Annotated in this window: 21 protein-coding genes; 13 read left to right on the top strand and 8 right to left on the bottom strand. The window is 37.2% G+C overall.

Annotated elements, in window-relative coordinates; translation table 11 throughout:
* Positions 1–306 precede the first annotated feature (306 nt).
* The 4 genes from ACFIK7_RS07590 to ACFIK7_RS07575 form a co-directional block, all read right to left on the bottom strand.
* Entirely contained in the window at positions 307–1,938 is a 1,632-nt protein-coding gene (locus ACFIK7_RS07590; protein ID WP_375659726.1) for an ABC transporter substrate-binding protein, read from the bottom strand.
* A gap of 901 nt (positions 1,939–2,839) precedes the next feature.
* Positions 2,840–4,471, bottom strand: a complete 1,632-nt coding sequence (locus ACFIK7_RS07585) for an ABC transporter substrate-binding protein (protein WP_375663192.1) — start codon at positions 4,469–4,471, stop codon at positions 2,840–2,842.
* A 376-nt stretch (positions 4,472–4,847) separates the two neighbouring features.
* Positions 4,848–5,036, bottom strand: a complete 189-nt coding sequence (locus tag ACFIK7_RS07580; protein WP_375663189.1) for a hypothetical protein — start codon at positions 5,034–5,036, stop codon at positions 4,848–4,850.
* Between the two features lie 373 nt (positions 5,037–5,409).
* The gene (locus tag ACFIK7_RS07575) at positions 5,410–7,035 is read right to left on the bottom strand and encodes an ABC transporter substrate-binding protein (RefSeq protein ID WP_375612269.1); all 1,626 of its coding nucleotides are present in this window, start codon (positions 7,033–7,035) and stop codon (positions 5,410–5,412) included.
* Between the two features lie 1,093 nt (positions 7,036–8,128).
* Between ACFIK7_RS07575 and ACFIK7_RS07570 the strand changes: the two genes are divergently transcribed.
* Entirely contained in the window at positions 8,129–8,410 is a 282-nt protein-coding gene (locus ACFIK7_RS07570) for a DUF6460 domain-containing protein (protein WP_375612268.1), read from the top strand.
* 22 nt (positions 8,411–8,432) lie between these two features.
* On the opposite strand, the gene ACFIK7_RS07565 is transcribed toward ACFIK7_RS07570, so the two are convergent.
* The 3 genes from ACFIK7_RS07565 to ACFIK7_RS07555 all read right to left on the bottom strand — a co-directional run bounded on the left by ACFIK7_RS07565 (position 8,433) and on the right by ACFIK7_RS07555 (position 11,162).
* Positions 8,433–9,242 carry a TIGR02186 family protein gene (locus ACFIK7_RS07565; RefSeq protein ID WP_273790722.1) on the bottom strand — a complete coding sequence of 270 codons (810 nt, stop codon included), beginning with the start codon at positions 9,240–9,242 and terminating at the stop codon, positions 8,433–8,435.
* Between the two features lie 2 nt (positions 9,243–9,244).
* The gene (locus tag ACFIK7_RS07560; RefSeq protein WP_375613503.1) at positions 9,245–10,165 is read right to left on the bottom strand and encodes a sulfite exporter TauE/SafE family protein; all 921 of its coding nucleotides are present in this window, start codon (positions 10,163–10,165) and stop codon (positions 9,245–9,247) included.
* Between the two features lie 178 nt (positions 10,166–10,343).
* Entirely contained in the window at positions 10,344–11,162 is an 819-nt protein-coding gene (locus tag ACFIK7_RS07555; protein ID WP_375638539.1) for a hypothetical protein, read from the bottom strand.
* A 513-nt stretch (positions 11,163–11,675) separates the two neighbouring features.
* Here ACFIK7_RS07555 and ACFIK7_RS07550 point away from each other — a divergent pair.
* The 7 genes from ACFIK7_RS07550 (at position 11,676) to ACFIK7_RS07520 (ending at position 19,560) form a co-directional block, all read left to right on the top strand.
* Positions 11,676–12,422 carry an electron transfer flavoprotein subunit beta/FixA family protein gene (locus tag ACFIK7_RS07550; protein WP_375663188.1) on the top strand — a complete coding sequence of 249 codons (747 nt, stop codon included), beginning with the start codon at positions 11,676–11,678 and terminating at the stop codon, positions 12,420–12,422.
* 51 nt (positions 12,423–12,473) lie between these two features.
* Entirely contained in the window at positions 12,474–13,394 is a 921-nt protein-coding gene (locus ACFIK7_RS07545) for an electron transfer flavoprotein subunit alpha/FixB family protein (RefSeq protein WP_273790718.1), read from the top strand.
* Positions 13,395–13,397: 3 nt separating this feature from the next.
* On the top strand, positions 13,398–15,062 hold the full coding sequence (locus tag ACFIK7_RS07540) for a 4Fe-4S dicluster domain-containing protein (protein ID WP_375663187.1): 1,665 nt from the start codon (positions 13,398–13,400) through the stop codon (positions 15,060–15,062).
* Positions 15,063–17,104: 2,042 nt separating this feature from the next.
* Complete coding sequence (rsmI, locus tag ACFIK7_RS07535) at positions 17,105–17,992, top strand: 16S rRNA (cytidine(1402)-2'-O)-methyltransferase (protein ID WP_273790716.1); 888 nt, start codon at positions 17,105–17,107, stop codon at positions 17,990–17,992.
* A 4-nt stretch (positions 17,993–17,996) separates the two neighbouring features.
* Positions 17,997–18,365, top strand: a complete 369-nt coding sequence (locus ACFIK7_RS07530) for a YraN family protein (protein WP_273790744.1) — start codon at positions 17,997–17,999, stop codon at positions 18,363–18,365.
* 102 nt (positions 18,366–18,467) lie between these two features.
* On the top strand, positions 18,468–18,713 hold the full coding sequence (locus ACFIK7_RS07525; RefSeq protein WP_273790715.1) for a hypothetical protein: 246 nt from the start codon (positions 18,468–18,470) through the stop codon (positions 18,711–18,713).
* Positions 18,714–18,768: 55 nt separating this feature from the next.
* On the top strand, positions 18,769–19,560 hold the full coding sequence (locus ACFIK7_RS07520; RefSeq protein WP_375643627.1) for a pyrroline-5-carboxylate reductase: 792 nt from the start codon (positions 18,769–18,771) through the stop codon (positions 19,558–19,560).
* A 387-nt stretch (positions 19,561–19,947) separates the two neighbouring features.
* Here ACFIK7_RS07520 and ACFIK7_RS07515 read toward each other — a convergent pair whose 3' ends face one another.
* Positions 19,948–21,009 carry an Mrp/NBP35 family ATP-binding protein gene (locus tag ACFIK7_RS07515; RefSeq protein ID WP_273790713.1) on the bottom strand — a complete coding sequence of 354 codons (1,062 nt, stop codon included), beginning with the start codon at positions 21,007–21,009 and terminating at the stop codon, positions 19,948–19,950.
* Between the two features lie 577 nt (positions 21,010–21,586).
* On the opposite strand from ACFIK7_RS07515, the gene rpmH reads away from it, so the two are divergent.
* The 5 genes from rpmH (at position 21,587) to ACFIK7_RS07490 (ending at position 25,532) form a co-directional block, all read left to right on the top strand.
* Positions 21,587–21,721: a 50S ribosomal protein L34 gene (rpmH, locus tag ACFIK7_RS07510; protein WP_005864709.1), complete on the top strand. Its 135-nt coding sequence runs from the start codon at positions 21,587–21,589 to the stop codon at positions 21,719–21,721.
* Between the two features lie 117 nt (positions 21,722–21,838).
* Complete coding sequence (gene rnpA, locus ACFIK7_RS07505; protein WP_273790712.1) at positions 21,839–22,231, top strand: ribonuclease P protein component; 393 nt, start codon at positions 21,839–21,841, stop codon at positions 22,229–22,231.
* Positions 22,221–24,059: a membrane protein insertase YidC gene (yidC, locus tag ACFIK7_RS07500; protein WP_273790711.1), complete on the top strand. Its 1,839-nt coding sequence runs from the start codon at positions 22,221–22,223 to the stop codon at positions 24,057–24,059. The genes rnpA and yidC overlap by 11 nt, the downstream gene beginning before the upstream one ends.
* Positions 24,056–24,700, top strand: coding sequence for a ribosome biogenesis GTP-binding protein YihA/YsxC (gene yihA / locus ACFIK7_RS07495; protein WP_375663186.1), 645 nt, complete (start codon positions 24,056–24,058; stop codon positions 24,698–24,700). Before yidC ends, yihA begins: the two co-directional genes overlap by 4 nt.
* 139 nt (positions 24,701–24,839) lie before the next feature.
* Entirely contained in the window at positions 24,840–25,532 is a 693-nt protein-coding gene (locus ACFIK7_RS07490; protein WP_375663185.1) for a glutathione S-transferase family protein, read from the top strand.
* The last annotated feature ends 107 nt before the right edge of the window (positions 25,533–25,639 follow it).

Genomic DNA, 25,639 nt, shown 5'->3' with positions numbered 1-25,639 from the left:
CGGCTAGAGTAGTTTATATTTTTAATTTCAAATCGATTATCAGGGTTGTAAAAAAACTTGAAGCCGTTTTATGGGGATATCTAGAGTCATTATTTCATTCGAAAATTGTATCAATAGAAGTTTAAATATTCAATCTTAACATTCACACAAACACATCTTTTATAAGAATTCCTGAAATAAAATTCTCTACACAACATAGAAATCCATTCCAGATAAAATTCAACGTATTGCAAAGTGTTAAAGAGCTTTGCAATACATCAAATATATCATGATCATGTTTTTTATATTTTATAAACCTGATCCTTCTTATTTTTCAATTGCACTATAAAAAATACGTGGTGCACTATTCCAAACCCATTTTTTAACATCAGGTGTCATCGCTATCGTGTGATACGTCTGATAGATAAAAGCATAAGGTCCTTTCTGCATAAATTCACGTTGCAAATCAGCATACATTTGCGCCCGTTTTTTTGGATCTTTTTGAAACAACGCATCTTGAACCTTTTGATTCATAGTTTCATCCAAATACCCATGGCACCAACTCGCATAGCCTGTATTTTTAGCCTCAAACCGATTATCAGGATTGTAAATAAGACGTGAAGCCATTGTATGGGGATCCGCAGAATCATTATTCCATCCGAAAAAAATCGTATCAAAAGTACGTGCAGATAGTTTTGAAAATAACTGCGTGCCTACGAAACGTTCAATTTTAAAACGCACCCCCACCTTTTTTGCATTGTCTTGGAGGGACTGAGCAATAGGCAAAGCAAAAGGATAAGGAGAGGCACCAGCAAAAATACTGGCCTCAAAACCATCAGGATAACCTGCCTCTGTTAAAAGTTGCTTTGCTTTTGGGAGATCAAGTTTAAAGGGTTGTCCTTCTTTTTCATCCAAAGCCCCAAGATTACCAAGAGGAATAAAACTTGCACGTGGAATACCAACATCTTTGAGAAGAGTCTTACCGAGTCCTTCATAGTCAATAAGATAGCGCATCGCTAAACGTACTTTTTCATTGGCAAAAATTGGATTTGTCACATTGAACCCCCATATGATCACGGATGGCTCTAACACTCTTTCAACTTTAATATCCGTTGTTGCTTGAAGATCTGCCAAATCCTCTGGCATCAGATTACGTGCAACATCGATATCGTGTTTTTGCAACAATAAACGTTGCGTTCCAGGTTCCGCAACATGGCGAATTAAAATCTTCTTCAATTTAGGCGCCTCCCCCCAATAATTGGAGCTTGCACGCAACAAAATCCCTTCTCCAGGACGCCAACTCTCTAGCTGATAAGGACCAACACAAGCAGAATGACTTGCCAAATACCGGTTTCCCATATCACCATTTTTTTCGTGTTTCATGAGTGTCTCACGATCAAGCAAAGCAAGAGTACGACTAGTGGCAAAATGGCTAAGAATAAGCTCTGCTGGATAAGGTTTATCAAATTTCATCACCACCGTTTTGTCATCCGGTGCTTGAAAAGCCTCATCAACGTTTTGTTCTGTAATCCCATATTCATTAAATGTCGCCGCAGTAGCCATCTTCAATTGAACAACCCGCTTCATGCTCCAAATCAGATCATTAGCATTCGCAGGACGACCATCGTTGAACTTCAAACCATCACGCAAATGAAAAGTAATCACAGTACTCTGATCATCACTTGAAACATCCCAACTCTTTGCTAACGAAGGAACCATTTTAGCAGCATCATCTGTAGCAGAAACGACTAAATTATCACAAACATTGACAAGAACTTCATTACCATAACGATCATTGATTTGTGCGGGATCAAATGTACTTATTGTATCAAGATTCCAAGCCATCACAAGCGTATCAGCAGGTGTTTTCGCTGAAACTTGTTGCACAAACATCCCCATTGCAAGAACAGCAGAAACAAAAGAACTGCCCTTTTTCAATATTTTTCTTTTCACGTTCATAGAATTTTCCTTTTAAGGTTTAAGGTTATTGTATAACTTCCCATGTGACAACATGCAAAAATGATAAGATCATGCTTAGAAAACACGCCTCCTAGAGGTAAAACATCAAAACTTCCAAGAGCAGCAACCACTTTTCAAAAGCTCATCCCCCCGAACACGTATAGGACAAATGAACATATGCAACGCAAAACGATCTGATTAAAATAAAGCTATCACGCACGATAGCACGCGACATCACGGCACTTACAATTCAGAGCATATCAGGCCAAAATTCTTCTTTGCTTCATCAAAAAGATTTCTTCTTCAAGTTTCTTCTTGCTATTTTCTAAAAAGTATCATCAAAGCGCTACTCTAATTGCTTCAAAAACCTCAAGACAATTTAATATTTTGATGATTCTGAATAAATTTTTTAGTAACCACTTTCACCCTTTTTCAGAAGAAAATTCAAACTTTATTATAACTCCGTATCAAATAACAGCTTCGAACCTATAGATTATCATATTTTAAGTCATAAGGAGTGTACTGAGGTATAAGAAGAGTAGCGTGATGTTTCCCCACGTATCTGCATAAAATAGTTTTTTCACTAAAACATTTTAAAGTCCCCCATTTTTTCAGAAACACTAAATTTTGCTTTATTCGTTACACCTGTCTTTTGCAACAAACAAATTTATTACTTTTTTATACACATAAATTGAAATATAAAATATTAATATCTATACACGTAGAATTTATCGAGATAAATAACCTTTCTTCCCAATAGAATGTTTTGAAATAAAATTCTCTACACAACATAGAAATCCATTCCCGATAAAATTCAACGTATTGCAAAGTGTTAAAGAGCTTTGCAATACATCAAATATATCATGATCATGTTTTTTATATTTTATAAACCTGATCCTTCTTATTTTTCAATTGCACTATAAAAAATACGTGGTGCACTATTCCAAACCCATTTTTTGACATCAGGTGTCATCGCTACAGAAACATATGTCTGATAGATAAAAGCATAAGGTCCTTTCTGCATAAATTCACGTTGCAAATCAGCATACATTTGCGCCCGTTTTTTTGGATCTTTTTGAAACAACGCATCTTGAACCTTTTGATTCATAGTTTCATCCAAATACCCATGGCACCAACTCGCATAGCCTGTATTTTTAGCCTCAAACCGATTATCAGGATTGTAAATAAGACGTGAAGCCATTGTATGGGGATCCGCAGAGCCATTATTCCATCCGAAAAAAATCGTATCAAAACCACGCGCATAAAATTTTGAAAATAACTGCGTGCCTACGAAACGTTCAATTTTAAAACGCACCCCCACCTTTTTTGCATTGTCTTGGAGAGACTGAGCAATAGGCAAAGCAAAAGGATAAGGAGAGGCACCGGCAAAAATACTGGCCTCAAAACCATCTGGATAACCTGCCTCTGTTAAAAGTTGCTTTGCTTTTGGGAGATCAAGTTTAAAGGGTTGTCCTTCTTTTTCATCCAAAGCCCCAAGATTACCAAGAGGAATAAAACTTGCACGTGGAATACCAACATCTTTGAGAAGAGTCTTACCGAGTCCTTCATAGTCAATAAGATAGCGCATCGCTAAACGCACTTTTTCATTGGCAAAAATAGGGTTCGTCGTATTAAACCCCCATATGATCATGGAGGGCGCCAACACTTTTTCAACTTTAATATCCGTTGTTGCTTGAAGATCTGCCAAATCCTCTGGCATCAGATTACGTGCAACATCGATATCGTGTTTTTCCAATAATAAACGTTGCGTTCCAGGTTCCGCAACATGGCGAATTAAAATCTTCTTTAATTTAGGCACCTCCCCCCAATAATTGGAGCTTGCACGCAACAAAATCCCTTCTCCAGGACGCCAACTCTCTAGCTGATAAGGACCAACACAAGCAGAATGACTTGCCAAATAACGGTTTCCCATATCACCATCTTGTTCGTTTTTCATGAGTGTCTCACGATCCAGCAAGGCAGCAGTGCGATTAGTGGAAATATTGCTAAGAATGAGCTCTGCTGGATAAGGTTTATCAAATTTCATCACCACCGATTTGTCATCCGGTGCTTGAAAAGCCTCATCAACGTTTTGTTCTGTAATCCCATATTCATTAAATGTTGCCGCATTAGACAATTTCAATTTGACAACCCGCTTCATACCCCAAACAAGATCATTGGCATTCGCAGGACGACCATCGTTGAACTTCAAACCATCACGCAAATGAAAAGTAATCACAGTACTCTGATCATCACTTGAAACATCCCAACTCTTCGCTAACGAGGGAACCATTTTAGTAGCATCATCTGTAGCAGAAACGACTAAATTATCACAAATATTGTTAACCAATTCAATTCCATAACGGTCATTGAGTTGTGCAGGGTCAAATGTACTTATTGGATCGAGATTCCAAGCCATCACAAGCGTATCGGCAGGTGTTTTTGCTGAAACTTGTTGCACAAACATCCCCATTGCAAGAACAGCAGAAACAAAAGAACCGCCCTTTTTCAATATTTTTCTTTTCACGTTCATAGAACCTTTCACGTTCATAGAATTTTCCTTTTAACGTTTATTGTATAAATTCCCCATGCAGCAAAACGTGCTTAATAATTAAGTTTAGACGAACGATAGGCTCCTAAAGATCAAACTTTAAAACCTTCAAGAACAAGCACCTCTTGTCAATGACTCCTCCTGTCTACACTTATAAGCCAAACTAAAACATACAAAGGAAAACACTCTGATATACAATGAACGCTCACCAACAACAGAGCTTAACCACGATATCATAACGCCTACTATTGAAGACTATAAAACCTGTATTTTTTCTATCTTGTTAAGCAAGCTTGTCTCGTATTTCTTCCGGCGTTTTCTATACCATCAAAGCACTACCCCTTTTAGCTCAAGTACCTTAATAACAACGAGCCTTCATAATAATTTGACGATTTGATAAAACAGAAAAATTCGTTAGTTTGCCAAATGCAACGACTTTTATTCCTTCTTCAAAAGAAAATTTAATTTTTTCATCACTCCCCGTAAAATAACACCCTCCAAATGACATCTCATCATCTTTCAAAGCAAAAGAAAATATAAACACCATAAAAAACTGATATCCCTTGTGTACCCCCATAACAAAACTTTCCTTCAACACAGCAAAACCTTTGCACCTTTAGCACCACTAAATTCCGCGATATTTGTTACACTTAGTTTTTTTATGTTACTCTCAGTTTTTTAACAAATAAATTGACCACTTTCTAATTCAGAAAAATTGAAATATCGATCTTAACATCCACTTAAATACACCTCTAATGAGAATGAAAAATATCTTTAAACGAATGTCTTGAAAAGACATTCAACAATATATCACGCATTACCTATGATCTTCGACGCATTGCAAAACTTGAAAATTTATACAATACGCCGAATATATCATGACGATGCCCTTTATCTATTGAACAGCATTGAAGACACTCTTATTTTTCAATTTTACTATAAAAAATATGTGGCGCACTATTCCAAACCCACTTTTTGATATCAGGCGTCATCGCGATAACAGTATATTTCTGAAAGATAAACGCATAAGGTCCTTTTTGCATCAATTCACGTTGTAAATCAGCATAGAGTTGTGCCCGTTTTTGCGGATCTTTTTGAAACAATGCATCCTGAACCTTTTGATTCATCGTTTCATCCAAATACCCATATTGCCAACTAGGATAGGCGGTATTTTTTGCCTCAAGCCGATTATCTGGATTATAAACAAGACGTGAAGCCATTGTATGAGGATCCGCAGAATCATTATTCCATCCGACAAAAATCGTATCAAAAGCCCGTGCATAAAGTTTAGAAAACAACTGTGTACCGGCCATCCGTTCAATTTTAAGACGCACCCCTGCCTTTGCGGCACTATCTTGGAGTGACTGAGCAACTAACACCCTATAAGGAGCATTTGATACGAGAAAATTTGCCTCAAATCCATTTGGATAACCAGCTTCTGCTAAAAGCTGCTTGGCTTTTGCAATATCAAGTTTAAAGGGTTGCCCTTCTTTTTCATCTAAAGCCCCAAAGTTGCCAAGAGGAATAAAACTGGCCCGTGGAACACCAACACCTTTGAGAAGCTTCTTGCCAAGACCTTCATAATCTATGAGATAACGCATCGCCAAACGCACTTTTTCCTTAGCAAAAATAGGATTTGTCATGTTAAATCCCCAGTACATCATAGATGGTTCTAACACTTCTTCGATTTTAACATCTGTTGTTTTTTGCAGATCTGCAAGATCTTCAGGTGTCAAATCACGAGCAACATCAATATCGTGCTTTTGCAACAACAAACGTTGTGTTCCGGGCTCTGCAACATGGCGAATTAAAATCTGCTTCAGTTTAGGCGCTTGTCCCCAATAGTGAGAGCTTGCACGCAACAAAAGAGCTTCTCCAGAGCGCCAACTTTTTAACTGATAAGGACCAACACAAGCAGCATGACTTTTCAAATACTGATTTCCAAAATCGCCATCTTTTTCATGCTTCATAATTGTCTGACGATCAAGCAAAGCTGTTGCCGGACTTGCAACAATATTATTAAGAATGAGCTCTGCTGGATAAGGCTTATCAAATTTCATCACCACTGTTTTCTTATCTGGGGCTTGCAAAGCATCATCAACATTTTGCTCTGTAATTCCATATTCATTAAAAATTGCCGCATTACCCATCTTCAATTTGACAATCCGCTTCATACTCCAAAGAAGATCATTAGCATTGGCTGATCGACCATCATTAAACTTCAAACCATCACGTAAATGAAAAGTAATCACCGTACTGTGATCATCACCTGAAACATCCCAATGTGTTGCTAAAGCGGGAACCATTTTAGCAGGATCATCTGTCGCAGTACTGACCAAATTATCACAAACATTGCGAACAATTTCACTTCCATAAACATCATTAAGTTGTGCGGGATCAAATGTACTAATTGCATCAAGATTCCAAGCCATCACAAGGGTATCAGCGGGTGTTTTTGCTGAAACTTGTTGTGCAACCATCGCCAAAGCTATAAAAGCAGAAACAAGAGAGCTGCTATTTTGTAATATTTTTTTCTTCAAGTTCATAGACTTTTCCTTTTAAAGTTTACTATATAAATTTCCCACACAACAAGCATATGCTTAATAATAAGGTTAGATGATCCATAAGCGCCTCAAACAAAGTATTATTAAAACCTTCAAACAACACCACTTACCAACCACAGACTTCTACCCATGGCTATAAGCCAAGACAAACCAAAACATGCAACAACAAACACTCTGACATACAATGAATGCTCCCCCCCATAACAGAGCCTATTCATGATGTCATAACGCCTACGATTGAAGACTATAAAACCACTATTTTCTCTCTTTTGTCGGGTAAGCTTGTCTCTTCTTTCCTCTCGCCTTTTTATGCCATCAAAAGACTCTTCTTTGTTAGCTTAAGCGCCTTAATAACAAAGAGCTCTACTAACAATTTGACATTTTAACAAAACAGGAAAATTCACCCATCAACCGACATGACCTCCTCCCCCTACAAGAGGAATTTTGAATTTTTCCATAATCCTCTGCCAAATAACAGCTTTTAAATTATATTTTATTTCTAAATAAAAGGAGCATAGGCTCCCCCTGATATTCCTTTACGCACCCACACATAACAAAACTTTTTTCCACATCGTATTTTTAATATCTTTGCTCCTTTAACAACACTCAATTCATTGCTTACATTTTTTCAGAAAAAAAGATCTTTTCAATGCACTAAGGTTGAAATATCTAAATATAATACCTATATAAGCATACCCTTATTAGAATAGATAGTCTTTTTTTAAGTAAACTGTCTTGAAATATTATTTCTATACACGACAATAATAAGTTCGTTACAAAATCTTCAATATACTAGAACTCTCACTCTGATAAGAAATGCTGAAACGTTATAAAATTTCTCTACAAATTCTCGAGACGAAAGGATATCCCTTCATTTAATAAAAGAAGCGCCATGAAAATATCGCAAAAAATGCAATAAAACATGTGTATATTTCAAAAACCAGCACCGTTAACCAGACTAAGGTGATAAACTCAAAAAGTAAGAAAAAATAAAAAAATGTTTTTCCTTTATGATAATAACATCGCTGTACCATGATAATACAATAAAAAACACGATCTTTGAAAGTATATTAAAATGAAGCGAAAAAAAAAATTATTAGATTCTTTTCATGCGTTTCTTGGAGGAAAATCACGCCGCGTTAGTCTAAAATTGCTTATCCTTTCATTCTTCATTGGTATCGTAATGAATTTTTTGGGATGGACACCTCAAAACCTCATACAAAAAATAGTCGATTTTTTTCAATCACTATGGGAAGCAGGATTTATAACGCTTACAAATTTCTTCCATATAACTATGACAGGAGCTATTGTTGTTGTGCCTATTTTTCTTATCTTACGAATTTTTCATAAAAAATAAAAGCCTTAACATTTTCCTTGCGTTAATCTTTTCGAAAAATCAAACGACACAAAAATCCTGTAGTAATAGCAATAATCACTGCAACAATACCGTATAAAAAACGATACTTGTGCGCTGCATAAAAAATTGTATAGGTGATATGTGCTTTAACAATTTCAAGAGTCGTTGTTGCACTATCAATAAACTGTCCATCACGAAAAAGATAAGCACGAACTTTATAATGTCCAACTGGGATATTTGCTGGCAAACGAAAATGCGCTGTGAAAAGTGTGTCAGAACCAAAACGAACCCCACCCACTTCCTCATAATAAAGGCTTTTAGCTTTTTGCAATTTTATAAGTTCATCGCGAAAGATTTGTATTTTTTTCTGATCTTGTTCATCCGTCTGCAATGGCAAATAGAGTAATCCTAACCCTAAGCGTTTATAATCTTCAATGCTCGTAATATCATCAATTTCACGTGTTGTGACCATAGAGTAAAAAAGAGGAACCTTTTTAAAAATAAGAGAATCTGTATTGACCCATACACCGGCATTGCGTTTTTTTTCTCGCATCACCATTGTCCGATCTTGTCCCTCCAAGCTTACAACAATATCATAACGGTTCTGTCGAGAATATAACGGATCAATATTTTCTAAAACACCAGCAATATAAAGATCACGACCAGCAAAATTTGCATCCACAGTAATCGTATTCGTTGTTACAATAATTTGGACAGTTTCGTGGTCAACTTGATCAATGAATGTAGCTGGCGTCCCAACATGTGACCATGTAGAAAAAGAAATAAAACAAAAGCAACCTGTAATGATGTATAAAGAAAATAATCTACCCATTTTTATCTCATAAGAATATCCAGAGAGAAAAGATTATCAGGGCGTATAAATAATTGAAAAGCAAGACGCATACACACAATCAACACTAAAAATGCAAGTGCCATACGCAATTGTTCAGCCTTTAACTTCCGTCCAACCCGTGTTCCATATTGCGCACCAATACTTCCTCCAAGCATTAACAAAAAAGCCAAGACAATATCAACGGACTGATTAGTCATACTTTGCAAAACTGTCGTGAAAGAAGACACAAATGTAATCTGAAAAAGTGAAGTCCCAATCACCACACTGGTTGGAACACGCAGAAGATAAATCAATGCTGGTATCATAAAGAACCCCCCACCAATTCCCATAATAGAAGACAACAACCCCACAATGAGACCAATCCCTAAAACTGGAATAATGCTAACATATATCATAGATGTCCGAAAACGCATTTTTAAGGGTAAGCGATGAATCCAATTATGTCGACCAGCAAGACGAATATTGGCTTTTCCTGCCTTACGCTTGCGCATCATATCATACCAACTTTCAACGATCATCAAGCTTCCTACACTTCCAAGAAGAATCACATAAAGAAGCGAAATCATTAAGTCTAATTGACCTAACTTTTTCAAAACAGAGAAAACCTGAATCCCGATTAAAGAACCAATCCCTCCTCCAATCGCCAAAAGAATACCAAGTTTAATATCGAGCGTACGTCTTCTAAAATGTGTAATTGCTCCTGTTACAGATGAAGCAATCATCTGGTTAGCACCTGTTCCAACAGCAATAGCAGGAGGAATATTATAAAAAATCAATAACGGCGTGATAAGAAACCCACCACCGATTCCAAAAAGTCCTGAAAAAAAACCAGCAACGACTCCCATACCAATCAAGATCAGCATATTGAGTGACATTTCAGCAATTGGTAAATAAATACTCACTTACAGAACCTTCAAGATAATTTGAGGTTTTTTTACAATTAGAGAATCCTTCTCCAATTATCCTCTTTTCCAATAATCTCTGTTGCGTGTTTAAAAGGATAATTTTAGTTGCTATAGCTTCCGCACAAACACGAATGCGCAATACATTTCACATCTATTAACATCAACATCATAAAAATTAAAAAAAACGAGCTCCTTTTAAAAAGCTATAAAAACATAACGTTATCGCTACCACAAATGCAACGGTTAAAAAACAAAGAACACCTTTTTTTAGCAAATAAGATAAAAACGACACATGTTCCCGAGACTGCGTCCTTAAAGAAGAAAAATCATTCTCAATGCAATGATTAGATGCCTGAGCACCCATCATCCCCTTTTCTTTTATCACAGCATGCTTCACTACTCCCTCAACCTTTTTAAAAGAAGATTGCAGAGCATCACTGGGCAAAGGGCTTCTATTTTCTTGCTGCAACGTATTTTCAACATTTGTTTGGAGTGAAATTATGCTGTTTTCTTTCGAATAATTTTGCACCTTTTGAAGTAATAAGCGTTCTTGATTTCCCTCACATTCCATATGAGCAAGTTTTTGTACAACAGAATCAGGTGATTTTGAACGAGACACCCGTCGTGTTACCGCTGCTTCTTCTAAGCTTTTTTTTTCACTCTGCAAACTTTGAACAATTGTTTTAATCTGCTCTAAAGACTGGAAAAGCTTTTTTTCTCTTTGACGACGTATATAATGTTCAGCCAAAATGGCCCGACTAATATCATCTAAGTAAGATTTAAAATGCTCTTCTACCGAATTCTGCTGCATTAAAGAACGAGGCGAATGCTTCATTTGCATTTGCGCATAAACGGTGCGTAATTTTTGAGCAATATCCGACATCGTTACTTCTACAGAAGTATCCATTCTCTCTTTCTGTTCAACAAAAGAAAAGACTTTATCGTTCCTAACCTGTTTGGTCGCCTGGTCGATCGTATGACCCTTCGTATTCACAAACGCCTACCCCTCATTAACCTTTTTGAAAAGAATCGCAACAAATGATGAGAAAGTGTGCTCTATTTTAGTAAATAGAGCTTTAAGAACTTCCAAAAACTTTTTTGTTAGAAATATTTTCCCCAATCTTTATCTAAAATATTTGAAAGAAAGATCTTTAATTTTTCTGTCTTCAAGATTTGAAGAGCAAAATCATTCCCCCATTTTTATCTTTTTCACTTAATTTTTCATTGCATAAAGGACCTATTGCACCATCATAAACAAAGCATAAGAAACTAAAAAAGAATATTCTCACAAGACAGTTTGATTTTTTTACTTTTTATTCAAGCAAATAAGGCAATTATGGCAATGCAAAAATATGAAGATTGAAAATGACGACGAGAAAGTACAAGTAAACATAAAAAAGCTTATACGAAAGAGAACACAAGTTATAAATTGAGACTTCATTCTAAACAATTTGGTTTCTTATGAGTATTGCTATAAACTTGTAACATACAAACAAAGAGGATCATTATGAAGATAATTGTCGCTGTCAAACGTGTTGTTGATTATAACATCAAGATACGCGTCAAACCTGATAATACAGGCGTTGATCTGTCTCACGTAAAAATGTCTATGAATCCTTTTGATGAGATAGCCGTGGAGGAGGCCATTCGCCAAAAAGAATCCGGTAAAATTTCAGAAGTTCTTCTTGTTTCAATTGGCCCAGAAGCAGCCAAAGAAACTCTACGAACAGGACTTGCAATGGGAGCTGATCGCGCACTTCTTGTCACAACGGATCAAACACTTGAACCCTTAGCAATTGCTAAGGTTCTCAAAACCATTGTTGATGAAGAAAAACCTAATATGGTCTTTTTAGGAAAACAAGCAATTGATGACGATAGCAACCAAACAGGACAAATGCTCGCTGCTCTTCTTGGGTGGGGACAAGCAACTTTTGCCTCACATCTTAACATAGAAAATGGGCATGCTACAGTTACTCGTGAAGTTGATAATGGAACACAAACCCTTTGTCTTCCCCTTCCCATGGTTATGACCGCCGATCTACGGCTCAATGAACCGCGTTACACCTCTCTCCCCAATATCATGAAAGCAAAAAAGAAAATCATTGAACAAAAATCTCTTACTGATCTTGGCGTCGATACGAAAGCACGCTTAACAATTTTAAGCGTTGAAGAGCCAAAACCCCGTCAATCCGGTATAAAAGTGGCAAATGTAGTAGAACTTGTTAGAGCCTTAAAACAGAAGAACTGCATTTAATATTCTCACCACTAGAGTAAAAGCAACACTCACATAAAAGGGCAAAAACTTATGGCAATTCTTTTATTGGCCGATCATAATACAGAAGAAACAGCAAAAGCACTCACCGCTGCACGCGTACTCAGTAATGATATCGATATTCTGGTTTGCGGAGAAAAAATTCAAACGATAGCGGAAAATAGTGCTAAACTTAATGGTGTGCGGCAAGTTCTTATTGCAAAAGCAGACTATTTAGCCCATCAACTTGCCGAGCCTATGGCAGATACAATCCTCACGTTAGCAAATGATTATGATGTGATCATGGCAGCATCCAGCAGTACTGGGAAAAATGTGATGCCGCGCGTAGCAGCTCTTCTTGATCTTATGCAAATTTCAGATATTACCGCCATTCTTTCACCCAATACCTTCAAACGACCAATTTATGCAGGCAATGCATTTGAAACTGTCCGCACCAATGATTATAAAAAGATTATAACAGTTCGCACCGCTTCTTTCACCCCAACGCCTTCCCAAAATAATTCTGCTCCCATTAAAACAATAACACCAGCTCCCAATCCAAATCTTTCTTCTTTCGTAAAAGCAGAGACAAACAAAAGTGATCGTCCTGAGCTCACCTCAGCACGTGTTATTATATCAGGCGGGCGTGGTCTTGGTTCTCAAGAGAAATTTATGGCCCTGCTTCTTCCTCTTGCAAACAAATTAAATGCTGCTTTAGGTGCCAGCCGCGCAGCAGTGGATGCAGGCTATGCTCCCAATGATTGGCAAATTGGACAAACAGGAAAAGTCGTTGCCCCTGAACTCTATATCGCCGTTGGCATTTCTGGTGCAATCCAGCATGTAGCCGGTATAATGGATGCACAAATTATTGTTGCCATTAATAAAGATGAAGAAGCTCCCATCATGCAAATTGCCGATTACACCCTTGTAGGTGATCTCCACCAAATTATTCCAGAATTGGAGAAAGCTTTATAAGCCATGAAAGCACCTCTGCATGACCAACGTGAAAGTATGGAGTTTGATATAGTCATTGTCGGAGCAGGACCTGCAGGGCTTTCTGCCGCAATTCGTTTTAAACAAATTAATCCTGAGCTTTCTGTCACAATTGTTGAAAAAGGGACCGAAGTTGGTGCACATATTCTCTCTGGCGCAGTTGTTGACCCCATTGGTATCGATACACTCTTACCAGAATGGCGAAATGATAACGACCATCCCTTCACAACCCCTGTCACACAAGACCAATTTTTTTTTCTAAAGCCTCAAAAGTCCACAGTATTTCCCAATATTTTGCACCCTAAAATCTTATCAAATAACGGATGTTATATCGTTTCGCTTGGGAGCGTCTGCCGCTGGCTAAGCAAAAAAGCTGAAGCGTTGGGTGTTGAAATCTATCCTGGTTTTGCAGCAACAGAACCCATCATCCAAAAAGATAACGGAGCTATTATTGGTGTTCTCACCGGAGATATGGGGCTTAACAAAGATGGAACCCCTGGAAAAAATTATATGCCTGGGATGGCTTTATTGGCAAAATATACTCTGATTGCGGAAGGAGCACGCGGCTCAATTGCAAAACAACTGATACAACATTTTAATCTTAGCAAAAATCGAGAACCACAAAAATTTGGTCTTGGTCTCAAAGAGCTCTGGGAAATTGCCCCCAACAAACACCAACGCGGTTTAGTACAACATTTCACTGGTTGGCCCTTAGACAATAATACCGGTGGCGGTGGCTTTATTTATCACCAAGAAAACAATATCATTTCTGTCGGTTTTGTTGTGCACTTAGATTACAAAAATCCTTACCTTTCTCCCTTTGAAGAATTTCAACGTTTTAAAACACATCCAAAACTCTATAAAATCTTTAAAGGCGCAAAACGTCTTTCCTATGGTGCACGTGTTATCAGCGAAGGAGGTTGGCAATCTGTACCAAAACTCACCTTTCCTGGTGGGGCGCTTATTGGCTGCTCTGCTGGATTTGTCAATGTTCCTCGTATCAAAGGATCACACAATGCCATCTTATCTGGCATATTAGCTGCCGATAAAATTGCTACCGCTCTTGCACAAGGGCGTGCCCATGATGAGGTTAAAGAAATCGAAGAACAATGGCGAAAAGGGCTCATTGGAAAAGATCTTTATAAAGTGCGAAATGCCAAACCGCTTTGGGCAAAATATGGGACAAAATATGGAATTAAACTTGCTGGTTTTGATATGTGGTGGCAACAACTGTTCGGATTTTCCTTATTTAAAACACTCTCCCATGGAAAGGAAGATTATGCATGCCTTGAACCAGCAGAAAAATTTCAACCCATTTCTTACCCAAAACCAGATGGCGTTGTAACCTTTGATCGCCTTTCAAGTGTTGCCCTTTCCAATACGCATCATGAAAAAAATCAACCTTGTCATTTAAAAATAGCCTCATTAAAAAAACAAAAAGACTCTGAATATACGATCTATGGAGGACCCTCTACACGCTATTGTCCCGCCGCTGTCTACGAGTGGCTAGAGGATAATGATCATCTGACTTATATGATCAACGCTTCAAATTGCATACATTGTAAAACATGCGATATCAAAGATCCAAACCAAAATATCACTTGGATCTGTCCGCAAGGCAATGAGGGCCCCTTCTATCCCAATATGTAACCATTGTTCATTTTCCTAAAATTGAAATATACAAAACACATTGAATAAAAATATTTCCCAGATCAGAAATCTATCAATCACCTTCCTTCATACGTTCTTTCACAATGTAAAAAGGACTCTATTCTCATATAAAATACTCTCTTCACCACATAACTTTTTTCAATAGAAAAACATAACATATTTTTATCAAAATTTTTTTATCTAAATGGCAAAACAATAATGAATATATTCTTGAAAATTCTGCAATAAAGGAAAAACTGCGGTTCTCGAAAATCTGAAAGGAAATAAGCCCGTTCTACTTTACCCCCTCTCCCACATGATCCAAAATGCTTTTAGCCCTCTCATAAGAAACATCAATCGTTTTAACTAGCCAAGAGCAAAACCTACGGAGGTACACTTCAAGTTTATTTTTTCTCCTACACTTGGCAAGTAATGCTCACTCAAGAAAACCACAAACAAATGTAGAAAAAACATTGCGAGATAAAGAGATAAAGAGCATGCTTGCTCAAGCCCTTTTTATGTTTCTAATGATAATGACACGAAAAAATCTTACATTAACCTTTTATTTTTGCATTAAAGATAATCGCCTTGCATCTAACCTTTATCAATATACTGCCCTTTACCAATATACTGCAATGAATGTATGCAAATACCGTAAGAATAAGCAGATACCAAGCCATGGAGACTATCGCTATTAGCAAAACATCTGATAAAAACCAAAATAGCTTTCATAACCACTCTATGACGCGTTTTATAGAGTTGTTTGTTTATAAAGCTTGTGCTTTCGCTGTTGCTTGTAAATCAACATCCAAATTGAACATAGTGGTATATTTAAAAGAAAGATTAAGATGAATGAAAGCTCTGCACGCCGTTCCAGATTTTGTAGCTAGAGCAAAAATATTGCATATTCTATTTGAGTAATCTCTGAAACGAAAATACAGTTTCATTTAGCAAGAATATGAAACCTGAAAGGAAAAAACCTGTTTTCCTCTTTACTATCATCTGTCCATTTGGTTTTAAAACTTTCAAAAGCATCACAATATCCTCTAAAAAGAAGAGATAACGTATTGTCCCCGCTTTTATTACTTAAGTTTTTTTATAGGAGCATATCCTTAAAAAAAATAAGGTATCCAAAATTAAAGCAGACTTGTGTTGTTCAATCATGGGCTTGTTTTTAAGAGATAGCTCTCATATCAAACAATTATTTCGCGACACTATCCGAAAAAGGTATAATACACTCCTGTGAACGAACAGTTCTATATTTACGAAATAAAAAGTACAAGCTAGCAGCATCATTTTCTCTGCGATCCCCAATGATGCGATAATCTTTGCTTTGAGAAAGTTTCAAGATGCACGAAAATAATTTTGATTAATGACTATAAGAAGAGCTGAGATAATGTTACGATATTTAAAGCTCCTAATTAATAGGCAAAATAATAAATTTTCCATTACAAATCAAATCTTTAAGATAAAAATTAGCCTTAAACGTTTCTAAGGTACTCATTATACTGTTAAAGCTATAGAGAATATGAAAAAATAAAGTATTTTGCTGATAAGAGCTTATATTTAATCAATAACAATACAGTCAGCTGCCAGTTAACTGTTTGTGCTTCAAAAGAGTCTGTTTATATTTGCTCAGAAAAACAGTTTGGATATCAATAGAATATTTGAAAAATCGGCATTATGAAAATAATCTAAAAAGCTTAGCTTTTAAAAGAGCATAACCAAGCATGAGATGATAACATGGGTAAAATTGTTTTTTGGTTCTCGAAGGAAAAACTTTATAGAAAATCATGGGGCTGATAGAATATTGATTACATTTGGAATTTGTTTTACTGGAAAAAATAATGCGGACCAAAATAGATAATAATGTTAAATTAAGACGTTAAATATGAAATTATCTTATTGTAGTGTAATCGATTATTCGAGTAAGGTAAGCCTTTGTAATGATAAAAAATGTGCTGGTAAAAAATAAGCCAAAATGGCTTATGAGTATGGATAAAAATCTTGTGGTGAGGAGAATTTAATGAAAAGAAAAGAGCATGTGTGAAAAAGCATATTTTATAGGTGCGCATGCTTATTCTGCACCCGTTATAGAATCAGGGCTTTATCTTGTGGCAACACCTATCGGAAATCTTGCAGATATTACGCTTCGTGCTTTGCAAGTGCTTGCAGGAATTGATATTTTAGCGTGTGAGGATACGCGAGTAACACGTGTTTTGTTAGAACGTTACGGTATTCAAAAAAAAACTTTTCTCTATCATGAATATAATGCGCAAAAAGCGGGTCCAAAGCTCTTAGCGGCTTTAGCAGAAAACAAAACAGTAGCACTTGTTTCAGATGCCGGAACACCACTTATTTCTGATCCCGGATTTCGATTGGTGGAAGAGGCCCGTAAAGCTGGTCATAAAATCATTCCTATTCCTGGAGCATCCGCTCTTTTAGCCGCTCTTATACCGACAGGGCTTCCTACTGATAGCTTTTTTTTTGCAGGTTTTTTGAGTGCACGAAAGCTACAACGCCGAAAACGGTTGGAACAATTAAAAGAGATTCCAGCAACTTTGATTTTTTATGAATCACCGCATCGTCTTGTTGAAACTTTACAGGATATGGTCACACTTTTTTCGGCTGATCGACCTGCTGCCATTTGTCGTGAATTAACAAAAAAGTTTGAAACAGTAGATGTTTCCAATTTGGGGAACTTGTTGGAAAATTACAGAAAACAAGCACATATTCGTGGAGAAATTGTTGTAGTTGTAGGAGAATCATCTTCTTCTTTAAATGTGATAAGTGATCAAGAAATTGATGAAATGCTACTAGAACGCGCACGGACATATTCTGCTGCTCAAGCGGCAGCTTTTGTTGCAAAAAAAACCGGTTTAAAAAAGCAGGAACTTTTTCAGCGATTAATCTTTTTAAAAAATGCATAAAATGATGCAAAAAAAACGCAGACAAAAGTCTTTTTATCGAGGGGTACGTGCAGAAAAATTGGCAGCTTGGTGGCTACGTTGCAAAGGGTTTCACATTGCCGAAAGGCGTTTTAAAACAAAATGTGGGGAAATTGATTTAATTGCACGACGCGGAAATCTTGTGTTAATCGTTGAAGTTAAAGCACGTTCAACGTTGGCTGAAGCAATGGAAGCGGTTTCCCGAATGAATGAAAGGCGAATTGAAGCAGCTGCCGATATTTGGCTCGCACGGCAAAAAGATTATGCCCTTTTGTCTGTGCGCTTTGATTTGGTTGCAATTTTACCTTGGCGTTGGCCACAGCATATCCCTGCATTTTTTACATCTGATCAATAAAAGACACCCCCCGTTTTAACCATATTCAATAAAAAACATTTCGTTTTTATGTGCATATGCGTTAAAAAGTGTGTAATAATTGAGCGCTATAAGGAGCAAAATATGGATGATTATGAAAAGTTTGCAACAGGTTTACTCATTATTTTTGGAGCGCTCATTATTGGTGGTTTAATGGCAATGCATATTGTGCTTATGAATAAACCAGGTTTTTTATTTGCATTAGCCGCAGCTGTTGTTGGTTGGTTTTCTGCTTTTGCCGTTCTCTTTGACAAGCCTAAAATCTATTTGGGCTTGATTATTCTTGCTATGTTATGTGTTGCTTCTTCAATTAGCGTTTATGTTAGTTAAAACACCTGAAATGTTGATTGAGATTCCTTTAAAAATATAAAACTGAGAAATAGAAATGAAACTTGGCTTTTTAGGAACGGGTACAATCAGTGCTTCAATGGTGAATGGCTTAATGACAAGCACCTTTGATGTTTCTTCCATTATTGTTTCGCCTCGCAATGCACAAACAGCAGAGCGCCTTTCACGCACCTATGATACGGTTATGATTGCTGAAAATAACCAAGCGTTGCTCGATGTTAGTGATTGTGTTTTTCTTTGCTTGCCCAATCAAATTGCAGAAGACGTTTTGCGCTCTCTTTGTTTTCGTCCAGAACAGCTGGTTATTTCCGTACTTGCTATGGCAAAAGCAGCAGAAATAGAAGAGTGGATTAATCATAAAGTTTATCGTGCTGTTCCATTACCTTTTGTTGCAGAATGCAAAAATTTGACACCAATCTATCCCGATCATCCCTTTTTACGCACTTTATTTGATGCATTGGGGGGCACATTAGTGCTGGATAAGGAAGAGCAGTTTAATCTTTTTATGACAGCAGGTTCACTTATGGGAGTATATTTTAATTTTATAGAAACTGCCCATCAATGGTTTATAACACAAGGGTTAAAAAAACAGCAATCAGCAGAATTCCTTACTATGATGTTTGGAAATCTTACGGATGAAATGCGTAAAATTACAGCAACGGATCATTCTGCATTTCTCGATTTTGCACTGCTTGAAAAAGAGTTTTCAACAAAGGGTGGAACAAATGAATTTTTGTCAGATTACTTTTCTCATCAAGGGGGAAGGAATGCTTTAACAACCGCTCTTGAGGCTACTTTGCAAAAAATGAATGCTTCTAAAAAGACTTGACCAATATTTTTATCATCTCAATAAGAAAAAACTAAATGTTGAAGATGTATATCAAGAAAACTCACATCGAAAAATGCTTTTTTACACCTGAAAAAATACTATTTTATGAAAAAATTGATTATTAAAATATTTTTTACAACCTTTTACAATTTTTCTAAATTACTTTTATTTTCTGTCTTCTTTTAGCCTCAAGTCCAATATTTTTTTCTACCTCACGGCTCCAACTCTTCAATTTGTGTCCCCTTCAGGTTATCCAAACGCATGAATAATTTTTTATTTATTTAACCTAATATACTCCATTCTCACATTAAAACTTCTCCTTACAAAGAAGAAACTATTTTTATGTCTTTCATGATTGTGTTTTAATAAACTCTCTTAAAAAAACATTCAAAAGAGTTGATTTTTTATTTGATCAACAATTTTACGATATAGTTTAGCATGCTCTTCACTAGGCTTAGCAACAAAAATAGGGACCCCCTCATCTGAAGAAAATCTTAAAGCCGCATCAAGCGGTATTTCCGCTAAGAAAGGGACTTCTCGACGTTCCGCTTCTGCCCGTGCACCACCATAGCCAAAAATATCATAGCGTTTTCCTGTATCAGGAGCGATAAAATAACTCATATTCTCAATGAGTCCTAAAATAGGAACATTGACTTTCATGAACATTTCTATTGCTTTACGCGCATCCACTAAAGCAAGATCTTGGGGCGTAGAGACAACCAACGCACCTGTTAATTGTACCTGTTGAGCAAGCGTTAATTGTGCATCCCCTGTACCGGGCGGCATATCAACGACCAAAATGTCCAGAGGTCCCCATACAACATCTCGTAACAATTGCGTTACAGCTGCCATAACCATAGGACCACGCCATACTACCGGCTTTTCTTCCTCAACCAAAAATCCCATCGACATCAATTTAAGTCCGAATTTTTCAAGAGGTTGAATCTTTTTTTCTCCAATAAGCTGTGGTTTTTGATTAACAAGTCCTGTCAAACGTGGCAACGAAGGACCATAAATATCAGCATCCATCACCCCCGTCTTGAAACCAGAATCTTGTAAAGCTAAGGCGATATTTACTGCCATCGTAGATTTTCCTACCCCTCCTTTTCCAGAAGCAACAGCAATCACATGCCGCACACCTTCTATGGGCATTTTGATCGGTAAGAGATTTGCTCTCCGTCTAGGTACTGCATTTGTTGTTTTTTCTGCTGTAAGTGTGACAACAACAGATTTCACTCCTTCCAAGGCACATACCATCTTTTCAGCAGAACGACGCAATGATTCCCATTCTTGCACACCTCCATCAGGAACTGTAATAGAAAAGAAAACCTTACCATCAGCAATCAATATTTCTGAAAGAAGACCCAACGACACAATATCGCTTTCAAGATCTGGTCCTTTGATTGTACGTAATACGTTGCGGACAGCTTCACTTGTGATAGGATCCACGTTCTTTCCTCTCTATAAAAATACCAGCAAATACAAGCATAAGAACAAAAAATACTTACAGGTTTATCACCTGATAATTTTCTACTTTACTCAGCATTATAAAGTATACATTACTTATATCTTACTCTCTTTAAAAATATGAAATCATCCTTAAATAAAGAAGCTCAAACATAAAATCTGATATAAATCCTATTAATCATGTTTGTGCTACAACCACTTTAATGAATATTCTGATAAAAATTTTGTAAAAAAAACTCTTAATATTAAAGGATATTTTAAATTGAGCATACAGTAATCAGTCACACTTTCTTTAATTCTTTAACGCCCTAGCCATTTACGTTCTGTAGATTCAATTGTTATTTTCTAACACTCTTACAGTATTGTAAATAAAGTGTCACAGACAGTTATAAGGTGTTTTGTATTCTTTCAAGAGAGAGAAAAACAATCTAAGATTGACTTTTTTTATATTTTTCCTTATGGGTTAACAGCCGTATGATAGGATAAAATTATCCCTCTCGCGCATAACTGCTCATAAAACGAAGATTAAGAAGGGCCGCACTCCGCGGTATTTAAATAAATGAAACGTACTTACCAACCCTCTAAACTTGTCCGTAAACGCCGCCATGGGTTTCGTGCACGCATGGCTACAGCTGGAGGACGTAAAGTTATTGCTGCAAGACGTGCTCGTGGACGTAAGCGGCTCTCTGCCTAACCATTTAAATTTTCACAACCGTTGAGAATTGCTCATCATTTCTTCGTTGTGAAACTTTCATTATGAACCTCTAATGCCTGCTTGCAGGCATTTAGTGAAATTGCGAAATGTTCTTTTATGAAGAAAAAACATCCCTGCCGTATTCGCAAAAGAGCAGATTTTTTGGCTGCCCGTACAGGAGAAAAACGACGTGGTCCTTTATTTTTGCTCGAAGTTAAATCTCGTGAACAAACAACAGAAAGAAAAGATTCTCTTTTTGCACGTGTAGGCTTCACTGTTACTCGTAAAAACGGTAATGCTGTGAAACGTAATCGTATTAAAAGGCGCTTGCGTGAAGCCGTGAGAGTTGGTGTAACAAACCACATGGAAGCAGGAACAGATTATGTCATTGTAGCGTACCGTGATGTGTTACATGCGCCTTTTACATCCTTGATTAGTGAATTAAATCGGCGAATAAAACCAAAAATAAAACATCAGCAACAACAACAAGGGTGTACGGATGGAATATAACCGCAATTTCTTTATCGCTATTGGCTTATCTTTCGTAGTGCTCATCGCATGGCAATTTCTTCATGTTGCTCCCAAACAAGCAAAGTTACAAAAACAACATGTCATCACACAGCAATTGTCAAAACAACAATCAGCCCTTTCTACTACCACGACGGATTTTTCTGACGATACCTCAACGCATCAAGCAACATCTATCATCGAACAGCCAATGACACCTGAAATCCGGAAAGCTGTATTGGCCAAAACAGAGCGTATTGCGATCCAAACCAATGAACTGGAAGGCTCTATTAATCTTGTTGGTGCACAATTTGATGATCTTCACCTCAAAAAATATCGTTTAACAGTCGATAAAAAATCACCGGAAATCGATTTGCTAAACCCTAAAGGTTTCAAAACGACCTACCTTGCTGAATTTGGTTTTGCAAGTGCGTCTTTGCCAGCAAAAGCCTTGCCACAATCGGATACAAAATGGCAAGTAGAGGGAAACAATACAATCCTGACTCCTTCAACACCTATCACTTTAATTTATAATAATGGACAGGGACAAATCTTCCGACGGACCCTTTCTGTTGATGATCATTTCATGTTTACCATTGAGGATTCTATCAGCAATGAAAGTGATCAACCAATACATCTCTCGTCCTATGCCCGCGTTGCACGTGCAGCACCACCAGAACATACAAATGCAACCTATTTACTTCATGAAGGTATGATAGGTATTGCTGGAGATTCGCTCAAAACTGAAAAATATAAAACCTTAGCAGAGCTTGACCCAAATCCTGATAATGGGCAAAAGAGCGTGACTTTTTCCAAAGTAACAGGAGGTTGGATTGGTATTACCGATAAATATTGGGCTGTAGCAGTTATTCCCCCGCAAAATAAAGAATATACAAGCCGTTTTATTTATTTTGATCGTTTGCAAACACATTATCAGTCTGACTTGCTAGGGTCGCTTTTAACGATTGCCCCAAATGAAACAAAAACTGTTACAAATCGTCTTTTTGCTGGTGCAAAACAAGTTGAAATTATTAATAGTTATCAAAATGACCTAAAAATCAAAAAGTTTGCTCTTTTAATTGATTGGGGCTGGTTTGATTTCATCACCAAACCAATGTTTTCCCTCATTGATATTCTTTATAAACAAACAGGGAATTTTGGTATCGCCATCCTTCTTGTCACAGTGCTCTTAAAAACTCTTCTTTTCCCTCTAGCCAATAAATCTTATAAATCTATGGCACGCATGAAGCTTTTACAACCGCGGTTGCTAGAAATAAAAGAAAAGTATCCCGATGACCAAACCAAACAACAAAAGGCAATAATAGAACTATATAAAACCGAAAAAATAAATCCCCTTGCAGGCTGTTGGCCGATGTTGGTTCAATTCCCAATATTCTTTGCTCTTTATAAAGTTCTCTATATCACCATTGAAATGCGCCATGCCCCTTTCTTTGGCTGGATTAAAGATTTAGCGGCACCCGATCCAACTTCTCTTTTTAACTTGTTTGGTCTCTTGCCATATACAACGCCAACATTTCTTATGATTGGTGCATGGCCTTTGATTATGGGAATAACGATGTTTTTACAAATGCGTATGAATCCCGCTCCTCAAGACCAAACCCAAGCGATGATATTCACATGGATGCCTGTTGTCTTTACTTTTATGCTCGCCTCTTTCCCTGTTGGTCTCGTCATCTATTGGGCATGGAACAATATATTATCAATCATTCAGCAAGGTATCATGATGAAGCGCCAAGGAGTTAAAATTGAGCTTTTTGATAATCTGAAAGCCATCTGGAGAAGATCGCCCAAAAAAGAAGTGCGTGAATGACAAGAGATTCTTCCCTTTCTGGAATTTTTTCTCGCAATTGGATTTTTATTCGTGGTGTACCAGCAATACGCTTTCTCCCCCCCGAAGGACCACCAGAAATTGCATTTGCAGGACGTTCCAATGTTGGAAAATCATCTTTAATCAACGCACTCGTTCAACAAAAAGGCTTAGCACGTACCTCAAATACACCAGGACGGACTCAAGAGCTTAATTATTTTGTCCCCGATGGCTTCAGTGGGCAACTAGGAGACCTTCCCCCTCTAGCATTAGTAGATATGCCTGGTTATGGTTTTGCTGCTGCTCCTAAAAATCTTGTTGATGAGTGGAAAAATTTGATTTTTAGCTATTTACGGGGGCGCACAACGTTAAAACGTGTATATATCTTGATTGATTCACGGCACGGAATCAAAAATAATGATGAAGATGTTCTTGCTCTCCTTGATAAAGCAGCCGTTTCTTATCAAATTGTTTTGACAAAAAGCGATAAAATCAAATCAAATGCCTTGGAAAAATTAATTATGAGCACACAAACAAAGCTTCTTAAACGCCCAGCAGCTTATCCTGAGCTTCTTGTAACCTCTTCAGAAAAAGCTATCGGTTTAGAAGAATTACGTGCTGCCATTTTGCAAACCATCGCATAAGAGAACAATTCTTGGTCATTAACAATTTATTAATTATAATTACTAGCAGCTGCTAATGATCTTGTACTTCTAGTCAAGCATCTTTATAAAAATGATTACTTGAAAGAATTCTCTTCAACTCTATTTGATAGTGTAAATTATGCTGACACTTTTTCACTCTCCCCTATCCGCTGCCTCGCGCTTCATACGCCTCATTCTTGGGGAATATGGTGTAACCACTCAACTGATTGAAGAATATGAATGGGCAAGAAGACACGAATTTCTAGCCCTCAATCCCGCTGGTCATGTTCCTGTTTTTCTCGATGAACACGAGGTTCCATTATCAGGTCCTCTTGTTATCTGCGAATATTTAGACGAAACACATGGAAGTTTACGACAAGAAAATAAGCTCTTTCCGGAAAATCCGTTAGATCGTGCGGAAGTACGCCGTCTCAATGACTGGTTCTTAAATAAATTCGAAAATGAAGCAACGCTCCATATCGTACGAGAACGAATCCATAAACGTGAAATGCCACTTGCCATTGGCGGTGGTGCTCCTAATTCACAAATTTTACGCAATGCACGTGCCAATATTTTACCACATATGAACTATCTCAATTGGCTCTGTGCCTCTCGCGATAGCTTAGTCGGTTCTGCCTTGTCCTATGCAGATCTAGCAGCAGCAGCTTCTATTTCTGTACTTGACTTTCTAGGGGAAATTGACTGGGAACAATCTCCTGCTGCCAAAGACTGGTATATGAGAATAAAATCACGCCCTTCTTTTCGTTCTCTTTTAACAGATCGCGTCCGCGGAATTGTTGCAAGTGCTCACTATGCAGATCTTGATTTCTAGCCTTCTCTCACAAACAAAAATAAAAGTGATATTTTATCTAAAGGATATTTATAGGTTTATGAATTTTTATGCATGCGTATAAACGATATAATGATTTATAATCGTAT

This window comes from Bartonella sp. CL266QHHD, assembly GCF_042195355.1.
GTDB lineage: Bacteria > Pseudomonadota > Alphaproteobacteria > Rhizobiales > Rhizobiaceae > Bartonella.
The sequence above is the reverse complement of the archived record's forward strand: the minus strand, read 5'-3'. Positions and strand labels throughout refer to the sequence as shown.